Annotated in this window: 14 protein-coding genes; 8 read left to right on the forward strand and 6 right to left on the reverse strand. The window is 64.9% G+C overall.

The window, feature by feature from the left end; genetic code table 11:
- Nucleotides 1-45: 45 nt before the first annotated feature.
- Nucleotides 46-231 (reverse strand): hypothetical protein, encoded by a 186-nt coding sequence (locus DCM79_RS28090; protein ID WP_257177323.1) that lies wholly within the window; start codon nt 229-231, stop codon nt 46-48.
- A 52-nt stretch (nt 232-283) separates the two neighbouring features.
- Nucleotides 284-589: a DUF4242 domain-containing protein gene (locus tag DCM79_RS28095; RefSeq protein ID WP_257177324.1), complete on the reverse strand. Its 306-nt coding sequence runs from the start codon at nt 587-589 to the stop codon at nt 284-286.
- A 155-nt stretch (nt 590-744) separates the two neighbouring features.
- Here DCM79_RS28095 and DCM79_RS28100 point away from each other — a divergent pair, with 155 nt between their 5' ends.
- A complete protein-coding gene (locus DCM79_RS28100) occupies nt 745-2538 on the forward strand; it encodes a transcriptional regulator (RefSeq protein WP_257177325.1) in 1794 nt (597 codons plus the stop codon).
- A gap of 31 nt (nt 2539-2569) precedes the next feature.
- Here the strand turns inward: DCM79_RS28100 and DCM79_RS28105 are convergent, their stop codons facing one another.
- The gene (locus DCM79_RS28105) at nt 2570-3505 is read right to left on the reverse strand and encodes a hypothetical protein (protein WP_257177326.1); all 936 of its coding nucleotides are present in this window, start codon (nt 3503-3505) and stop codon (nt 2570-2572) included.
- Nucleotides 3506-3899: 394 nt separating this feature from the next.
- Here DCM79_RS28105 and DCM79_RS28110 point away from each other — a divergent pair, with 394 nt between their 5' ends.
- Entirely contained in the window at nt 3900-5612 is a 1713-nt protein-coding gene (locus tag DCM79_RS28110; protein WP_257177327.1) for an IlvD/Edd family dehydratase, read from the forward strand.
- Nucleotides 5613-5624: 12 nt separating this feature from the next.
- Here DCM79_RS28110 and DCM79_RS28115 read toward each other — a convergent pair whose 3' ends face one another.
- Nucleotides 5625-6419: an enoyl-CoA hydratase/isomerase family protein gene (locus DCM79_RS28115; protein ID WP_257177328.1), complete on the reverse strand. Its 795-nt coding sequence runs from the start codon at nt 6417-6419 to the stop codon at nt 5625-5627.
- A gap of 224 nt (nt 6420-6643) precedes the next feature.
- Here DCM79_RS28115 and DCM79_RS28120 point away from each other — a divergent pair, with 224 nt between their 5' ends.
- Nucleotides 6644-7864, forward strand: a complete 1221-nt coding sequence (locus DCM79_RS28120) for an NAD(P)/FAD-dependent oxidoreductase (protein WP_257177329.1) — start codon at nt 6644-6646, stop codon at nt 7862-7864.
- Here the strand turns inward: DCM79_RS28120 and DCM79_RS28125 are convergent, their stop codons facing one another.
- Together DCM79_RS28125 and DCM79_RS28130 are read right to left on the reverse strand one after the other, a co-directional pair.
- Complete coding sequence (locus tag DCM79_RS28125) at nt 7865-8782, reverse strand: ribokinase (protein WP_257177330.1); 918 nt, start codon at nt 8780-8782, stop codon at nt 7865-7867.
- A 6-nt stretch (nt 8783-8788) separates the two neighbouring features.
- On the reverse strand, nt 8789-9682 hold the full coding sequence (locus DCM79_RS28130; RefSeq protein ID WP_257177331.1) for a sugar kinase: 894 nt from the start codon (nt 9680-9682) through the stop codon (nt 8789-8791).
- Between the two features lie 224 nt (nt 9683-9906).
- Between DCM79_RS28130 and DCM79_RS28135 the strand changes: the two genes are divergently transcribed.
- The 5 genes from DCM79_RS28135 to DCM79_RS28155 all read left to right on the forward strand — a co-directional run bounded on the left by DCM79_RS28135 (nt 9907) and on the right by DCM79_RS28155 (nt 14906).
- Complete coding sequence (locus tag DCM79_RS28135) at nt 9907-10755, forward strand: VOC family protein (RefSeq protein WP_257177332.1); 849 nt, start codon at nt 9907-9909, stop codon at nt 10753-10755.
- Between the two features lie 156 nt (nt 10756-10911).
- Nucleotides 10912-11643 (forward strand): TetR/AcrR family transcriptional regulator, encoded by a 732-nt coding sequence (locus DCM79_RS28140; protein WP_257177333.1) that lies wholly within the window; start codon nt 10912-10914, stop codon nt 11641-11643.
- Nucleotides 11644-12052: 409 nt separating this feature from the next.
- Nucleotides 12053-12862 (forward strand): ABC transporter permease, encoded by an 810-nt coding sequence (locus DCM79_RS28145; RefSeq protein ID WP_135162343.1) that lies wholly within the window; start codon nt 12053-12055, stop codon nt 12860-12862.
- A gap of 57 nt (nt 12863-12919) precedes the next feature.
- The gene (locus tag DCM79_RS28150) at nt 12920-13912 is read left to right on the forward strand and encodes an ABC transporter substrate-binding protein (protein ID WP_257177334.1); all 993 of its coding nucleotides are present in this window, start codon (nt 12920-12922) and stop codon (nt 13910-13912) included.
- A 151-nt stretch (nt 13913-14063) separates the two neighbouring features.
- Nucleotides 14064-14906, forward strand: a complete 843-nt coding sequence (locus DCM79_RS28155) for an ABC transporter ATP-binding protein (RefSeq protein ID WP_257177335.1) — start codon at nt 14064-14066, stop codon at nt 14904-14906.
- Nucleotides 14907-14994 lie beyond the last annotated feature (88 nt).

The following is a 14994-nucleotide window of genomic DNA, read 5'->3' on the forward strand; positions in this document are numbered from 1 at the left end:
TGGGACTCGCAGATCCCTTGATGGTGAAGCGCGTCTCGACCCGTTCTATCGCTTGAGTTCGGGGCGTGGCCCGAATCGGCAACCCTTCGCGAACTGCATTGCGGCCTTCTCGCGGTTCGCCAGCATGCTGGCGACAGACTGATTGATCAGTCGACGCAGCCGCAGCAGGATGCCGGCGAGATATCGCTGCGAAGGGCTCAGTGCGGGCGGCGCCTGAGACTGAATGGACATTTCCTTTCCTTTCACGGAATCGAGTACGATGACGGCGCCCGCCGCTGATCCGCTATTCGGCAGCTGCTGTCTGCGGTGTGGGGTCGTTGCGGACGACCACCGTCGTGGCGACCTTGTAGAATTCCTCGCCCGGCATGCCGACGCGCCGTGCATGCTCGCGGATCGACTCCCCATCGGTGGCTTCATAGATGCAGAAGGTACCGATGCGGCCGTCGGCCTCATGGACCACATAGCTGCGAATCCAGCGAACGCGGTCGGACATCTGCTCGTTGCCGATCCGCGCGGACTTCGCGCCCGCGGCTTCCAGTTCGCTCAGATTTGCCCAGGCGCTTGGGCGGCGAATGACATAGAGTTCCATAAGACGTCTCCTCGGGGTTGATGCTGCCGGTCGGTTGGTCGTGACCGATGGCCGTGAGGAGCTATAGGCGCCGCCGGCGCTGATCGTCCTTACCGGCGCCTGATCATTGCCTGATCCTTGTCTGAACCTTTTCCGTCTCTCCCAGACACACCGATATGACCCTCAGGTTTGGACCCTTCGAGCTCGACGAAGCGGGCCGCGCGCTTCTTCACGCGCAGCGGGAAGTCGCGTTACAGCCCCGCGTGTTCGATCTGCTGGTCTACCTGACGCGTAACCGGGACCGAGTCGTCACCAAGGAAGAGCTGCTCGATACCCTCTGGCCTGACGTAACGGTCACCGACAATTCCCTGCAACGGGCAGTAAGCATGCTGCGTGGCGTGCTCCGCAAAGGTGGGATGGATAGCGTCATCCGGAACATGCCGGGCAGGGGATATCGTTTCTGCATCGAGGGCGTATCGCAGCTGCAGGTTGCTGCTCCCGGGACGATCGAAGAGCAAGCCCCGGACCTGCGGGTGCAAGCACAGCGCGCCGTTGCCGCGCAGGCCTGGGACAAAGCCGCAGCGCTGTTCGAGGCGGCCGATACCGTCCAACCGCTCGAGGGCACCGACTTGCGCCAATGGGCGCTGGCCTTGCAGTGCACCGGCAGGGCCGATGCGGCTCTGCCTCTCTTGGCCCGTGCAGTTGCCGTCCACGCAAGGGCCGGGAACGTGCCGCTCGCCGTCACCGACGCCGTCACACTCTCCGGTTTGCATTTCGAGCGCGGCCAGGCGGCGATTGCCAAGGGCTGGCTGGCCCAAGCGGAGGATTGGGCCTGCGAGATCGAGGATCCCGCCACGACTGCGTTAATTCTCTGGATGAAGTCGAAGGTCGCCGCGTTCGACGGCGAGCCTGAACAGGCGCTTTCACTTGCCGACATCGCCTACAGCACGGTCCGCCACAAGGACGCTGTTGGCATCGAGGCGCTGAGTCTTGCTTATCGCGGGTTCTACCGGCTGTGTCTGGGCGATACACGCGCAGGACTGGCGGACCAGGACCTCGCCGCTGCGATGGCGCTCTCCAGCGGCGATATCGATCCCATTGTCGGAGGCATCCTCTACTGCAACATCCTGTGGGCGGCGCGGATGTTCGGAGATTGGGCGAGGGCCGACCAGTGGACGCTGGGCTATCAGAAATACTGCACCGAGAGCGGGATGGAATTGACCGGTTCCTGCCAGCTTCATCGGTCCGAGGTTCTCGGCGTCAGGGGCTCGCTCGGCGAAGCCTTGTCCCGCATTCAGGACTCGCTGGCACGGCTCACCGGCGATGCACCTTGGGCGATCGGCGACGCCAACCGCGTGCTTGGCGACGTTCACGCGGCGATCGGTAACGACGACGACGCGCTCGAAGCCTATGAGAAGGCTTACGCGCGCGGCTGGTGCCCGGAACCGGGCCGCGCCATGCTGCTGCTGGAACGTGGCGAGGCTGAAGCCGCCTACGCCAGCCTCGAACGTAGTTTGATCGGAAAGACCTGGTGGACCCTGCAACGGCGAGGAATTCTGTTCGCGCACCTGGCGCTTGCCGCCGCGCACACGGGCCGTCGTGAGCAGGCATTGGAGCTGATCGAGGAACTCTCCGGAAGTCCCGACCGGTGGCCGATGCCGTCGATCCGGGCATTGACGAACGAGGCGCAATCGGTCCTCGCCCATGCGCGCGACGATTACGACTCTGCGCTGCGGCATCTTCATCTGGCCCGGCAGCTATGGTCGAGTATCGACGGGCGAGTGCAGGCCGTCAGGCTGAGGCTCCGCATCGCGAAGCTGCAATTGGCGCATGATGACGTTCGAGGCGCTTCGGCGGAAATTCACGCAGCTCAGCTCCTGGCCAGCGAACTCGGCTCGCGGAAATACGGGGCCGAATGCGCGGCTTTGCGGCGCGAGGCTGATATCCGAACGAGCGGACGCGCTGCCTAGCGACCGTCCACGCCGTTCGCGCAGCCCGACATCAGAAATGCAGGTTGATCCTCAGCAACGCCTGGTGCCGTTCGAACTGCTCCAGGTTGAGGCTGCGGTTGTCGCCGATCGCCTTGCCTGCAACTTGCATCTGCCATGTCCCGGAGATGCCGACTTCCTTCGAGATGCTGTAGGAGAAGGTCGGGCCGGCGAACACGGCATCGCCGAGGAAACGGTCGAGTCCGCCGCCGTCATAGGCCCGCGCGTAGCGTACGCCGAGGCCGAACACGAGTTCGGGCTGTACCGCGTACGAGATCGCCGCCTGGAGCTGCATCTCGGAATCGTGTCGCCAGAGATTGGTCGAGATCTCGCGGGTTCCGCCGGTCCCGTACCAGACGTTGAAGGCCGCAAACAGCCTGTCCTTGACCAGCTCGCGATCGAACAGCGCGGCAAACTCCGCGCCATATTGTGCGATATGCATGCCGCTGCCGTCGTCGATCCGGCTCCAGCCGGGCTGCGCGTGGAGGGTCAGCCCGAACGGCGCGACGGTGCGGTCGAGCAGCTTGTAGCGCAGCTCGAGCGCTCCACCGCTGAAAGCGATGTCCCGATGATCGGCAAGTCCCGGCACGCCCTTGATGTGCTGCCCGCTCAGCGAAAATCCGGGTGCGATCCGGAAGTTATCCGACACCGTGTATTTGACCTGATTGAGATTGGCCCAGGCTGCGTAAGTGCCTGAACGTTTTCCGAACGCGCCGACATTCTCGAACTCGATCTCGATATCGCCGGTCTTGCCGATATCGGAGCCCATGCTGAAGCCGAAAATGTGCTCGGTGTCGATCTCCGCGTGGGCCGACGGCAACCCGCCCGCCAGCTTGTTGGCGCCGAGGCCAGGGGAGGGAGCTGCATAGGCGAGGCCACCTGGACCGTCGTCGGCAGAGGCGGAAACGCAACTCGCCAGCTGACCGGCGACGACAATTGCGGCCGCCATTGCAACCCTGAAGCTCGATCTTCCCAGCACGACATCCACCAACCCACGCGAACCAAGGGGACCGATCGACGCAAGGAGCTTGGTTCACGCGAAGCGCCTGCGATTGCAAGTCATTCGCAATAAAGATTCCACAGAATGGCCGGGCGCGCAACTACTTGCTAATCATTCTTAGTTGCGTTCAATTCACTTCGATTGGGGCGCGGGGCGGGTGTAAATCCACGCCGGGAGAGGCTGAAAGCGGGAGATTCCGTGCGCGTTCGGGCGCCGCCAAATGCGGCAGGGCCGTCCGATGCTCAGAAGCGCCCGGAAACCAAACGTCAGGCCTGCAACTCGCGTTATTGACAATCAGGGGGCCGGCCTTACCACCACGACAAAAGCTGAAGGGAGCGACCTGATGACGAGTGGCTTGCGCAAGGGTCTGACGAGCTACGGCGATGCCGGCTTCTCGCTGTTCCTGCGCAAGGCGTTCATCAAGGCGATGGGCTATTCCGACGACGCGCTGGAGCGCCCGATCGTCGGCATCACCAACACCTATAGCGACTACAATCCCTGCCACGGCAACGTTCCGCAGATCATCGAAGCCGCCAAGCGCGGTGTGATGCTGTCCGGTGCGATGCCGTTCGTGTTTCCGACGATCTCGATCGCCGAGAGCTTTGCGCATCCGACCTCGATGTATCTGCGCAACCTGATGGCAATGGATACCGAGGAGATGATCCGCGCCCAGCCGATGGATGCGGTGATCGTGATCGGCGGCTGCGACAAGACGCTGCCGGCGCAGGTGATGGCGGCGATCAGCGCCGACCTGCCGACCGTGGTGATTCCGGTCGGCCCCATGGTGGTCGGCCATCACAAGGGCGAGGTGCTGGGCGCCTGCACCGATTGCCGCCGTCTCTGGGCGAAATATCGCGCCGGCGAGATGGACGATTCCGAGATCGAGGCGGTGAACGGGCGTCTGGCGCCGTCGATCGGCACCTGCATGGTGATGGGCACGGCCTCCACCATGGCCTCCATGATCGAAGCCATGGGCCTGTCGCTGCCGATGAGCGCGACAATTCCGGCGCCGCATGCCGAGCGCTTCCGTCTCGCCGAGGCGAGCGGGCGGGTTGCCGCCGAGATGGCCAAGACGAAGGGGCCGAAGCCGAGCGAGCTGCTGACGCCGGCCTCGTTCAGGAATGCGCAGGTGGTGCTTCAGGCGATCGGCGGCTCGACCAACGGCCTGATCCATCTGACCGCGATGGCGCATCGCTCGCCGCACCGGCTCGATCTCGAGGTCTTCGACCGGATCGGACGCGAGGTGCCGGTGCTCGTCGATCTCAAGCCGTCCGGCGAGCACTATATGGAGCATTTCCATCACGCCGGCGGCGTGCCGAAGCTGCTGGCGCAGCTCGGCGACCTCGTCGATCTCGATGCCAGGACGATCTCCGGCCAGACGCTGCGCGATGTCGTGGCGAATGCCGAGGACGTGCCCGGGCAGGACGCGATCCGTTCGCGCGACAATCCGATCAAGAAGGAGGGCGGCCTCGCCGTGCTGCACGGCAACCTCGCGCCGCGCGGCGCGGTCATCAAGCAATCGGCGGCGAGCCCGAAGCTGCTCAAGCATACCGGGCGCGCGGTGGTGTTCGAATCCGTCGAGGACATGACCTTGCGGGTCGACGATCCCGATCTCGATGTCACCGCCGATGACGTGCTGGTGCTGCGCAATGCCGGCCCGAAGGGTGCGCCGGGCATGCCCGAGGCCGGCTATCTGCCGATCCCGAAGAAGCTCGCGCGCGGCGGCACCAAGGATATGGTGCGCATCTCGGATGCGCGCATGAGCGGCACTGCGTTCGGCACCATCGTTCTGCACATCACCCCGGAATCCGCCGTGGGCGGGCCGCTCGCCCTGGTGCAGAACGGCGACATGATCAGCCTGGACGTCGCCAGGCGCAGCATCGAGCTTCTGGTCGATGCGGCCGAGCTCGAGCGCCGCCGCGCCGCCCTGAAGCCGATTGCTGCGCCGGAGGAAGCACGCCGCGGCTACGCCTGGCTGTTCAACGAGACCATCATGCAGGCCGACGAGGGCTGCGATTTCGACTTCATGCAGAGGACTGGCCCCGTGAAGGGTTGAGCGAGCGCGGCGCTACTTGCCCTTGCTGGTGAACTTCTTCACGGCGGTGCGGAAGTCCTCGGTGTTCATCGCCATGATGATCTTGTGCTCCTCGGCATCGAGCTGCTGCTTCACCGGCGTGGTCGCGGCCTGATAGACCAGCTGCTTGGTGCCTGATATCGCAGCCGGCGGGTTCTGCGCCAGACGCTCGGCGAGCTGTCGCGTCGCCGCCTTCAGCTCCGCGGCGGCGACGACCTTGGCGACCAGGCCCCATTCATGGGCCTGCTGCGCGGTGAAATTGTCCTCGGAGAGGAAGATCTGCAGCGCGCGGCGCGAGCCGACCGTGCCGACGATGCCGACCGTGGAGCCGCCGTCCGGCGACACGCCGATCTTGGCATAGGCCGGCGTGAACTTGGCGTCATCGGCGGCGATGCAGAGATCGGTGACGAAGGCGAGGCCCATGCCGGCACCGGCGGCCGAGCCGTGCACGCTCGACAGCGAGATCTTCGGCATGCGCCTTATGATCTCGATGAAGGCATGATAGTGCTTCAGGAGCTCGCCGACGACCGGCGTCACGGTGCCGGCCTCGGCGGCCGCCCCGATCGTCTGCAGATCGCCGCCGGCCGAGAAGGCGCGGCCTTCGCCTTCGATCACCAAGACCTTGATGGCGTCGTCGCCCTCGATATAGGCCGCGAGCTGCTCGAGCTTCTGCGCAATCGCGAGGTTGATCGAGTTGTATGCGGCAGGGCGGTTGAGCGTGATGGTCGCGATCGGGCCGTCGACCTTGAGCAGGGCAGGATCGTCGGGCTTTGAAACGGGAGCTGGCATTCTTGAAATCCCCGGCATGAGGTAATTGCTGCAACTAAATCGCAGAAGCCGAGGGGTGACAATCCCCGCCTGCTGCTCTTGCACTGGGCCAAACGATAGGCTCAAATGGGCAGCCTTTTCCAAGGGACGGACACGAGCGCCGGCTCCTCGTAAGGTCAGCAACCAGAATCAGCGAGAGGAGATGGCATGGGTCGCGCTCGTGTCTTCGGGAAATGGGCTGTCCAATGAGCGACGGTCCGGTGATCATCGTTGGTGCCGGCCATGGCGGCTACCAGGTCGCGGCATCGCTGCGCCAGGCCGGCTTTTCCGGCCGCGTCTGCCTGATCAACGACGAGGCGCATCTGCCCTATCAGCGACCGCCGCTGTCAAAGGCTTACATCAAGGGCTCGGCCGGTCCCGAGAGCCTGATGTTCCGCCCCGAAAAGTTCTACCACGACCAGAACATCGAGCTGATCGCCGGCCGCGCGGCCTCGATCGACCGAGCCGGGCACAAAGTGCATCTCGCCTCCGGCGAAGCGCTTGGCTACGGCCATCTCGTGCTGGCGACCGGCGCGCGCAACCGGCTGCTGGATCTGCCCAACGCCAACCTGCCCGACGTGAAATATCTGCGCATCCTCGACGAGAGCGAGGCGCTGCGGGCGATCATGCCTTCGAAGACGCGCGCCGTGATCATCGGCGCCGGCTTCATCGGCCTCGAATTCGCCGCCACCGCGCGGATCAAGGGCCTCGAGGTCGACGTGCTCGAGCTCGCCCCGCGCGTGATGGCGCGGGCGGTGACGGCGGAGGTGTCGGAGTATTTTCAAGAGCGCCATCGCGAGGCCGGCATCCGCATCCATCTTGGCGTCCAGGCGACCTCGATCGAGGCGGAGGGCGGCAAGGTCACCGGCGTGTCGTTGAGCGACGGACGGCATTTGCCCGCCGACCTCGTCGTGGTCGGCGTCGGCGTGCTGCCGAACATCGAGCTCGCGGCGGAGGCGGGGCTGCCGGTCGCGGCCGGCATCATCGTCGACGAATATCTTGCGACGGCCGATCCAGACATCTCCGCGATCGGCGATTGCGCGCTGTTCGCAAGCCCGCGCTTCGGCGGATCGCTGCGACTGGAATCGGTGCAGAACGCCACCGACCACGCCCGCTGTCTCGCGGCGCGGCTGACCGGTGACAAGAAGCCTTATGACGGCCATCCCTGGTTCTGGAGCGACCAGGGCGACGACAAGCTTCAGATCGCGGGGCTGACCACCGGCTATGACCGCGTCGTGCTGCGCGGTAGCCCCGCGAACAAGGCGTTCTCGGCGTTCTGCTACAAGGGCGACAGGCTGCTCGGCATCGAATCGATCAACCGCGCCGGCGATCACATGTTCGGCCGCCGCCTGCAGGCCATGGACCGCTCGATCACGCCGCAGCAGGCCGCGGACGAAAGCTTCGACCTGAAGAGCGCGCTGGCGTAATCAGGAGGCACCGAGAACAGCCTTCACCTCCGCGGCCGTCGGCATCGACGGCCCCGCGCCCATCCGCTGCACGCTGATCGAGGCGGCGGCATTGGCGAAGGCGAGGGCGGCGCGCAAAGGCACGTCGTCAGCGAGCTCTGCGGCGAGCGCGCCGACAAAGCAGTCGCCGGCGCCGGTGGTGTCGACCGCCTTCACGGCGCGCCCCGGCACGGTGATCTCCTCGCGCCCGGCAAGCGCAAGCACGCCGCGCTTGCCGAGCGTGACGCAGATGGTCTGATCCTGACGCGCCTGAAGTTTTCGCGCGACGTCGATGATCCTTGCGGCCTCATCGTCGTCCGACAGCTCGCTGTCCCCGAGGAAACCGAGCTCGGTCTCGTTCAGCACGAGGATGTCGACCAGCGCCAGCAGCTCGCCCGGCATCTTCTGCGCCGGCGCAGGGTTCAAGACAGTCACGGCGCCGGCCTCACGCGCGCGCCAGAAGAATGCAGCAATCGTCGGCAGCGGAATCTCGAACTGGCTGACCGCGACGTCGCCCTTCAGCAGCGGCACCACCTCGACGTCCTCAGCGCCGACCAGCCCGTTCGCCCCGGGAACGACGACGATGGTGTTATCGGCCTCCGCCACCGTGATGATCGCGGTCCCGGTGTGCGCCTCGGCCGTCTCCACGACATAGCCGAGATCGATGCCTTGGTCGCCGAGGAAGGTCCTCAGCTCGGCCCCGAACGAATCCTTCCCCAGCCGCCCGATCAACGTCGTCCCGGCGCCGAGCCGTGACGCTGCAACGGCCTGGTTGGCGCCTTTTCCGCCCGGAAAGTACAGCACCTGCCGGCCCGCGACGGTCTCTCCGACCTTCGGATGGCGATCGGCCGTCGCCACCACATCCATGTTGATGCTGCCCGCAACGAAGACGCGTCCCATCTCAATCTAGACCCTGACCTCGAACTCGTGCCTGACCTTGGCGATGTCGACCAGCGTTGGCAGGCCGGCCTCGTTGCCGAGGCGCTGGATCTTGAAGGTCGAGGCGGCGCGCGCGAAGTCAAAGTGCTCGCGCCAGCTTTTGCCGGGATGGGCGAGGTAGGAATACACATAGGCGCCGTGGAAGACGTCGCCGGCGCCGTTGGTATCGATCACGCGCTCGCGCGGGATCGGCATCGCCGGCATCACCTGCACCGTTCCGGTCTCGTCGTACCAGAAGAGGCCCTTCTCGCCCATGGTGACGCCGCCGATCTTGCAGCCGCGGCTCTTGAGGTAGTCGAGCATCTTCTCGGGCGTCAGGTCCATCTGCTCGCACAGGCGCTCGGCGACGATGGCGACGTCGATGAATTCCAGGAGCTCGTGGGTGTTGGTGCGCAGGCCGCCGCCGTCGAGCGAGGTCAGGATGCCGGCCTCGCGGCAGACCTTGGCGTAGTGGATCGCCGCATCCGGCTGGTGGCCGTCGACATGCAGCGCGCGGCAGCCGCCGAGGTTGAGCATCGGAAAGGGGTGGATGTGCTCGTCGTCGCGGCAGCGGACGATGGCGCGCTTGCCGTCCTTGGGCATGATGAAGGAAAGCGAGGATTGGTTGACCTTCCGCCCGTGCAGCGAGATCGCGTATTTCGCGCACATGTCCTGGAACATGCGTCCCAGCCAGTCATTGGCCACCGTCGCGATGAGATCCGGCACGATGCCGAGCTTGGCGCAGCAGAACGCCGCCGTCACGGCGTTGCCTCCGAAGGAGACCGCGTAGTCCGAGGCGACGTGCTTTTCGTCGCCGCTCGGCATGTGGTCGGTGATGAAGACGACGTCGATATAGGTCTGTCCGATGAAGAGAGCCTGCATTGCCTGTCCGTCATGCGCTTGTGGTCCCGGCCGGTGCGCTTACTGTAGCACCGGTTCCGCTCCGGCGGGACGCTGAAATTATTCGCAAAACTGCCGCCCGAAGCGCTTGAGGTCAGCATGGTCAGGGAATACGACCATCACCGGGCAATGCCAAGCCCGGACAAACGCCGTGTTTCGGCCCATGGGTTCCAGGGCCATGAAAGGGGCGATCAGAGGAAGAAGAAATGATCACCGGCCTCGATCACGTCGTCGTTCTGGTGAGGGACATCGGGGCGGCCAAGGCGGCCTACCAGACGCTGCTCGCCCGCGCGCCGGCCTGGCAGAACGCGGGCGAGGGCGCCGATCGCGTGCTGTTCACCCTCGCGAACATGACGATCGAGTTGATGGCGCCGAGCGGCTTTAGCGTGACGGCGGATCGCATGCGGGCACTGCTCGATGACCAGGAGGGGATGCTCGCCAGCCTGTGCTTCCGTGTCGCAGACATGAGCCGGATGCACCGCCGGCTGGAGCGGGTGGCCTTGAACCCGGATCCGGTCACCGAGGTCGAGAGCAGCGACACCGAAACAGGCAACGTCCTGCACTGGAAGCGCACACGCGCCGCCACGGAGCTCACGCGCGGCGTGCGCATGTTCTTCCTCGAGCTGGCTGACGAGCGTCCGCTTTCCCCGGCGACCGACATCGCGCCGATCGACGCGCTCGACCACGTCGTGGTCACCACCGAGGATTCCGAACGGGCCGCCGCACTCTACGGCGCGCGGCTCGGCCTCGATCTGGCGCTCGACCGCTCGCACCAGGATTGGGGCCAACTGATGTTCTTCCGCTGCGGCGACCTCATCGTCGAGGTGGTCCGCCGGCCCGTCGCCGGCAGCGACCTCGCGCATGACCGTCTGTGGGGCCTGAGCTGGCGCGTCGCCGACATCGACGCCACCCGCGCCCGCCTGATCGCGGCCGGCCTCGACCTCAGCGAGGTGCGCAACGGCCGCAAGCCGGGCACGCGGATCATGACGGTGCGGAGCGGCACCTGCGGCGTGCAGACCGTGCTGCTGGAGCGCTCGCCGAAGCCGGTGGAGTAGGAGGCTCCAGTAGGGTGGGCAAAGCGAAGCGTGCCCACGTCTTTGCGGCTTGTTGAGAGAAGACGTGGGCACGGCGCAAGTGCGCCTTTGCCCACCCTACGAAACGGCGTCCGGGCACGAGATCGTTCTCAAATGCTCGCCCGCATGATACATGCGATGGACCACCCAGCGAGCACCGGTTTGGCGAAGGCAAAGCGAACTCTGAAATGGCAGCGCGACCCCGAGGGGATGCGGCTGCGCATTCTCGAAGCCGCCAAGCAGGAGTTTTCCGCCCATGGTCTTGCCGGCGCGCGGGTCGACCGCATCGCGGCCAAGGCCGGCGCCAACAAGCGCATGCTGTACTACCACGTCGGCAACAAGGACGAGCTCTACCTGGCGGTGCTCGAAGGCGCCTATGACAAGATCCGCAGCGAGGAGCGGGGGCTCGACCTCGAGCATCTCGATCCGCCCGAGGCGATCAGGCGGCTGATCGAGTTCACCTGGAACTACTTCCTGCGCAATCCGGAATTCCTGTCGCTGCTCCAGACCGAGAACCTCGCGCGCGCCAAGCACCTGAAGAAGTCGACCAAGGTCAAGTCGATGCATTCGCCCTTCGTCGAGATGATCCGCACCGTGGTGCGGCGCGGCGTCGAATCCGGCGACTTCCAGGTCGCGGTCGATCCGGTGCAGCTCTACATCTCGATCGCGGCGCTCAGCTTCTTCTACCTCTCCAACTCGGCGACGCTCAGCGTGATCTTCGGCCGCGATCTCTTGGACAAGAAGGCCAAGGACGAGCGGCTCGCACACATGGTGGGCCTCGTGCTGGCTGCGCTGACGGGACAGTCCGTGGCCCTGTTCGAGATCGCAAAGGCACCGAAGTCGCGCGCTGCCGTGGCGCATACGGCGTAGCCAAGCATTCCAGCGTCGGCGGATTTGGCATCCCCCGTTTCCTGATCCTCCGCTGTCATTGTCCGCGGAGGCGGGCAATCCAGTATTCCAGAAGCGGTTGTGATTGAGCGCGAAGCCGCCACGTACTGGATTCCCCGCCTTCGCGACAGCGAGGGTGGGGCGCTCTCGTGCCCCGGACGCAGCGCAGCGCGTCTTCGCGGTGCGCTGCAGAGCCGGGGCCCATGTCACGGCCGAGCACGACGACTCTGGGTCCCGGCTCTGCGCAGCAGCGTTGCACGCTGCAGCGCGTCCGGGACACGAGAGGAGCCCCCGGACCCCCCGCACAAAACGTCACAGGGAAAGCTCTGGACAGTATTTATCCAACGGGTTAATTTCTCGCCACAACGAAGAAGACTGCCGGGAGTGAAAATTGGCCGAGCCGAAGCCGCAAAACGCTGTTTCCAAGCTGCTGAATGCAGCCTGGGTTCGGCCGTTCTTGTTCCTGGTCTTCATCGTCGTCGCCTGGGATCTGGCCATCCGGCTGTTCAGGATTCCCGCCTACCAGATCCCGTCGCCGCTCGATGTCGTTGCCGTGCTGCGGACCGAGTGGCCGGAACTGCTGCGCCAGTCCTGGCCGACCACCTACGCGACCGTGTGCGGCTTCCTGCTGTCGGCGCTGTTCGGCATCCCCGTCGCGATGCTGATCGCCGGCTCGAAGACGGTGGAGAGCTACGTCTATCCGCTACTGGTGTTCTCTCAATCCGTGCCGAAGATCGCGATCGCGCCGCTGTTCGTGGTCTGGTTCGGCTTCGGCATCATTCCGAAGGTGATCTCGGCGTTCCTGCTCGGCTTCTTTCCCGTGGTCGTCTCCGCCGTGCAGGGCTTCAAATCGGTCGACCCCGACATGGTCGATCTCGCCCGCGCCATGCAGGGCAGCCGTTTCCAGGTGTTTCGCGCGGTGAACCTGCCGCATGCGCTGCCGGCGATTTTTTCTGGCCTCAAGGTCTCGGTGACGCTCGCCGTGGTCGGCGCCGTCGTCGGCGAGTTCGTCGGCTCCAATTCCGGCATCGGCTACGTCATGCAGCGCTCGATCGGCACGTTCGACCTGCCGACGATGTTCGCGGCGCTCGTGATCCTCGCGCTGCTCGGCGTGGTCCTGTTCTGGATCGTGGACCGCATCGAGAAGCTGGTCATTCCCTGGCATGTCAGCCAGCGCGAGGACGTGATCTTTGCATCCTGACTAAGACAACGAACGGCCACCAATGGCCGACGTAACAGACGGCAAGGGAGAGAAACGATGAAGCGGTTGATTGGGGCTGTCTCGGCGGTGCTGATGGTTCTTGCGGCCATGCCGGCGCAGGCGGCCGACAAGGTCGTGCTGATGTTGAACTGGTACGTCTATGGCGAGCACGCGCCGTTCTATTACGGCAAGGCCAAGGGCATCTATGCGGCCGAGGGCATCGACCTCGAGATCCAGGAAGGCCGCGGCTCGGCCGCCACCACCCAGGCCGTCGCGGCCAAGACCGCCGATTTCGGCTATGTCGACGTCCCCACCATGATGCGCGCCGCCATCAAGGGGGCGCCCGTGGTTGCGACCGGCGTGCTGCTGCAGACCTCGCCGATGTCCGCCATGGGCTTCGCCGACAAGAACATCAGGAAGCCGGAAGACATCAAGGGCAAGACGGTGGCGATCACGCCGGCGGATTCCATGACCCAGATCTGGCCGCTGTTCCTGAAGAAGACCGGCCTGAAGGAGAGCGATTTCAAGACCGTTGCCGGCGACGGCCAGACCAAGCTCAACGCCGTCATCAACGGCCAGGCTGACCTCTTGCTCGGCTACGTCATGGATCAGTCGATGAAGATCAAGGACGCCACCGGCAAGGACGTCTATCCGATCAAGTTCGCCGACTACGGCATCAACATGGTGTCGTCAGGCATCATCGCCAACACCGATTACGTGAAGGCCAATGCCGACCTCGTGCGCCGCTTCATGTCGGCGACCACGAAAGCGGTCGAAGCCGCCGAGAAGGAGCCGAAGGCGGCGGCGCAATCGATCCTCGATGCCAACCCCAAGGGCGGCAAGATCGACACGCTGACGCAAGGTTTCGAGCTGACCATTCCGCTCTATCGGACCACGGAGACCAAGGGCAAGCGTCCGTTCCAGGTCACCGACCAGAACATGACGGACTCCGTCAATCTGATGGTCGAATATGGCGGTCTCGACGCCAAGGCCAAGGACAACCCGAAGGCGTTCTACACCAACGATTATCTGCCGAAGAGCGGGTCGTGAGCGATCAATCTCTGCTGTCGTCCCTGCGAACGCAGGGACCCATAGCCCCCGGCTGTGATGGTTACGGAAGGTCTCTACCCGCGTGCCGGAACGCGCCGGCACGGCGTATGGGTCCCTGCGTTCGCAGGGACGACGGGTGGAGAAGCCTGCGATGAATCCTGCGACGAAACCCATCGACATGCAGCCGTCCGCACATCTGCGCCTGGTGAACGACCGCGCCGGCGATGCATCCGGCATCAAGCTGTCCGGCGTCTCCAAGACCTACCGCACGCGCGACGGCGACGTGCCGTCGCTGCGGCCGCTCGACTTCGACATCCACGACGGCGAGTTCTTCGTCGTGGTCGGGCCAAGCGGCTGCGGCAAGTCCACGCTGCTCAAGCTGATCTCGGGATTGCTGCCGCCGACATCGGGCGAGATCCTGGTCGAGGGCGAGAAGGTGACGACACCGCACGGCAATGTCGGAATCGTGTTTCAGAACGCGCTGCTGCTGCCCTGGCGCAACATCCTGGGCAACGTGATGCTGCCGATCGACATGAAGCGGCTGCCGCGGGACAAATATCTCCCTCGCGCCAAGGAGCTGTTGAAACTGGTCGGGCTCGAAGGCTTCGAGAAGAAGCTACCCTGGCAGCTCTCCGGCGGTATGCAGCAGCGCGCTTCGATCTGCCGCGCGCTGGTGCATGATCCCAGGATCATGCTGATGGACGAGCCGTTCGGCGCGCTCGATGCGCTGACGCGCGAACGCATGAATGTCGAGCTGATGCGAATCCAGCGCGAGACCAGGAAGACGGTGCTCTTGATCACGCATTCGATTCCGGAGGCCGTGTTTCTCGCCGACCGCGTGCTTGTGATGACCGAGCGTCCCGGCGCGATCGCCGCGATCTACGACGTGCCGCTGCCGCGCCCGCGCTCGCTCGACGTGATGGCTGATCCTGTCTTCACCGAGCTCGTGCAGCGCATCCGCAAGCATTTCTTCTCGCAAGGTGCGCTGGATTAGGGCGATGGGATTTTCAATGATCGCATCAAGCGCGGTGCGCTCCCTCCCCCGCTTGCGGGGGAGGGTTGGGGAGAGGGTGTCTCCGCTG

This window comes from Bradyrhizobium sp. WBOS07 (assembly GCF_024585165.1).
Lineage (GTDB): Bacteria > Pseudomonadota > Alphaproteobacteria > Rhizobiales > Xanthobacteraceae > Bradyrhizobium > Bradyrhizobium japonicum_B.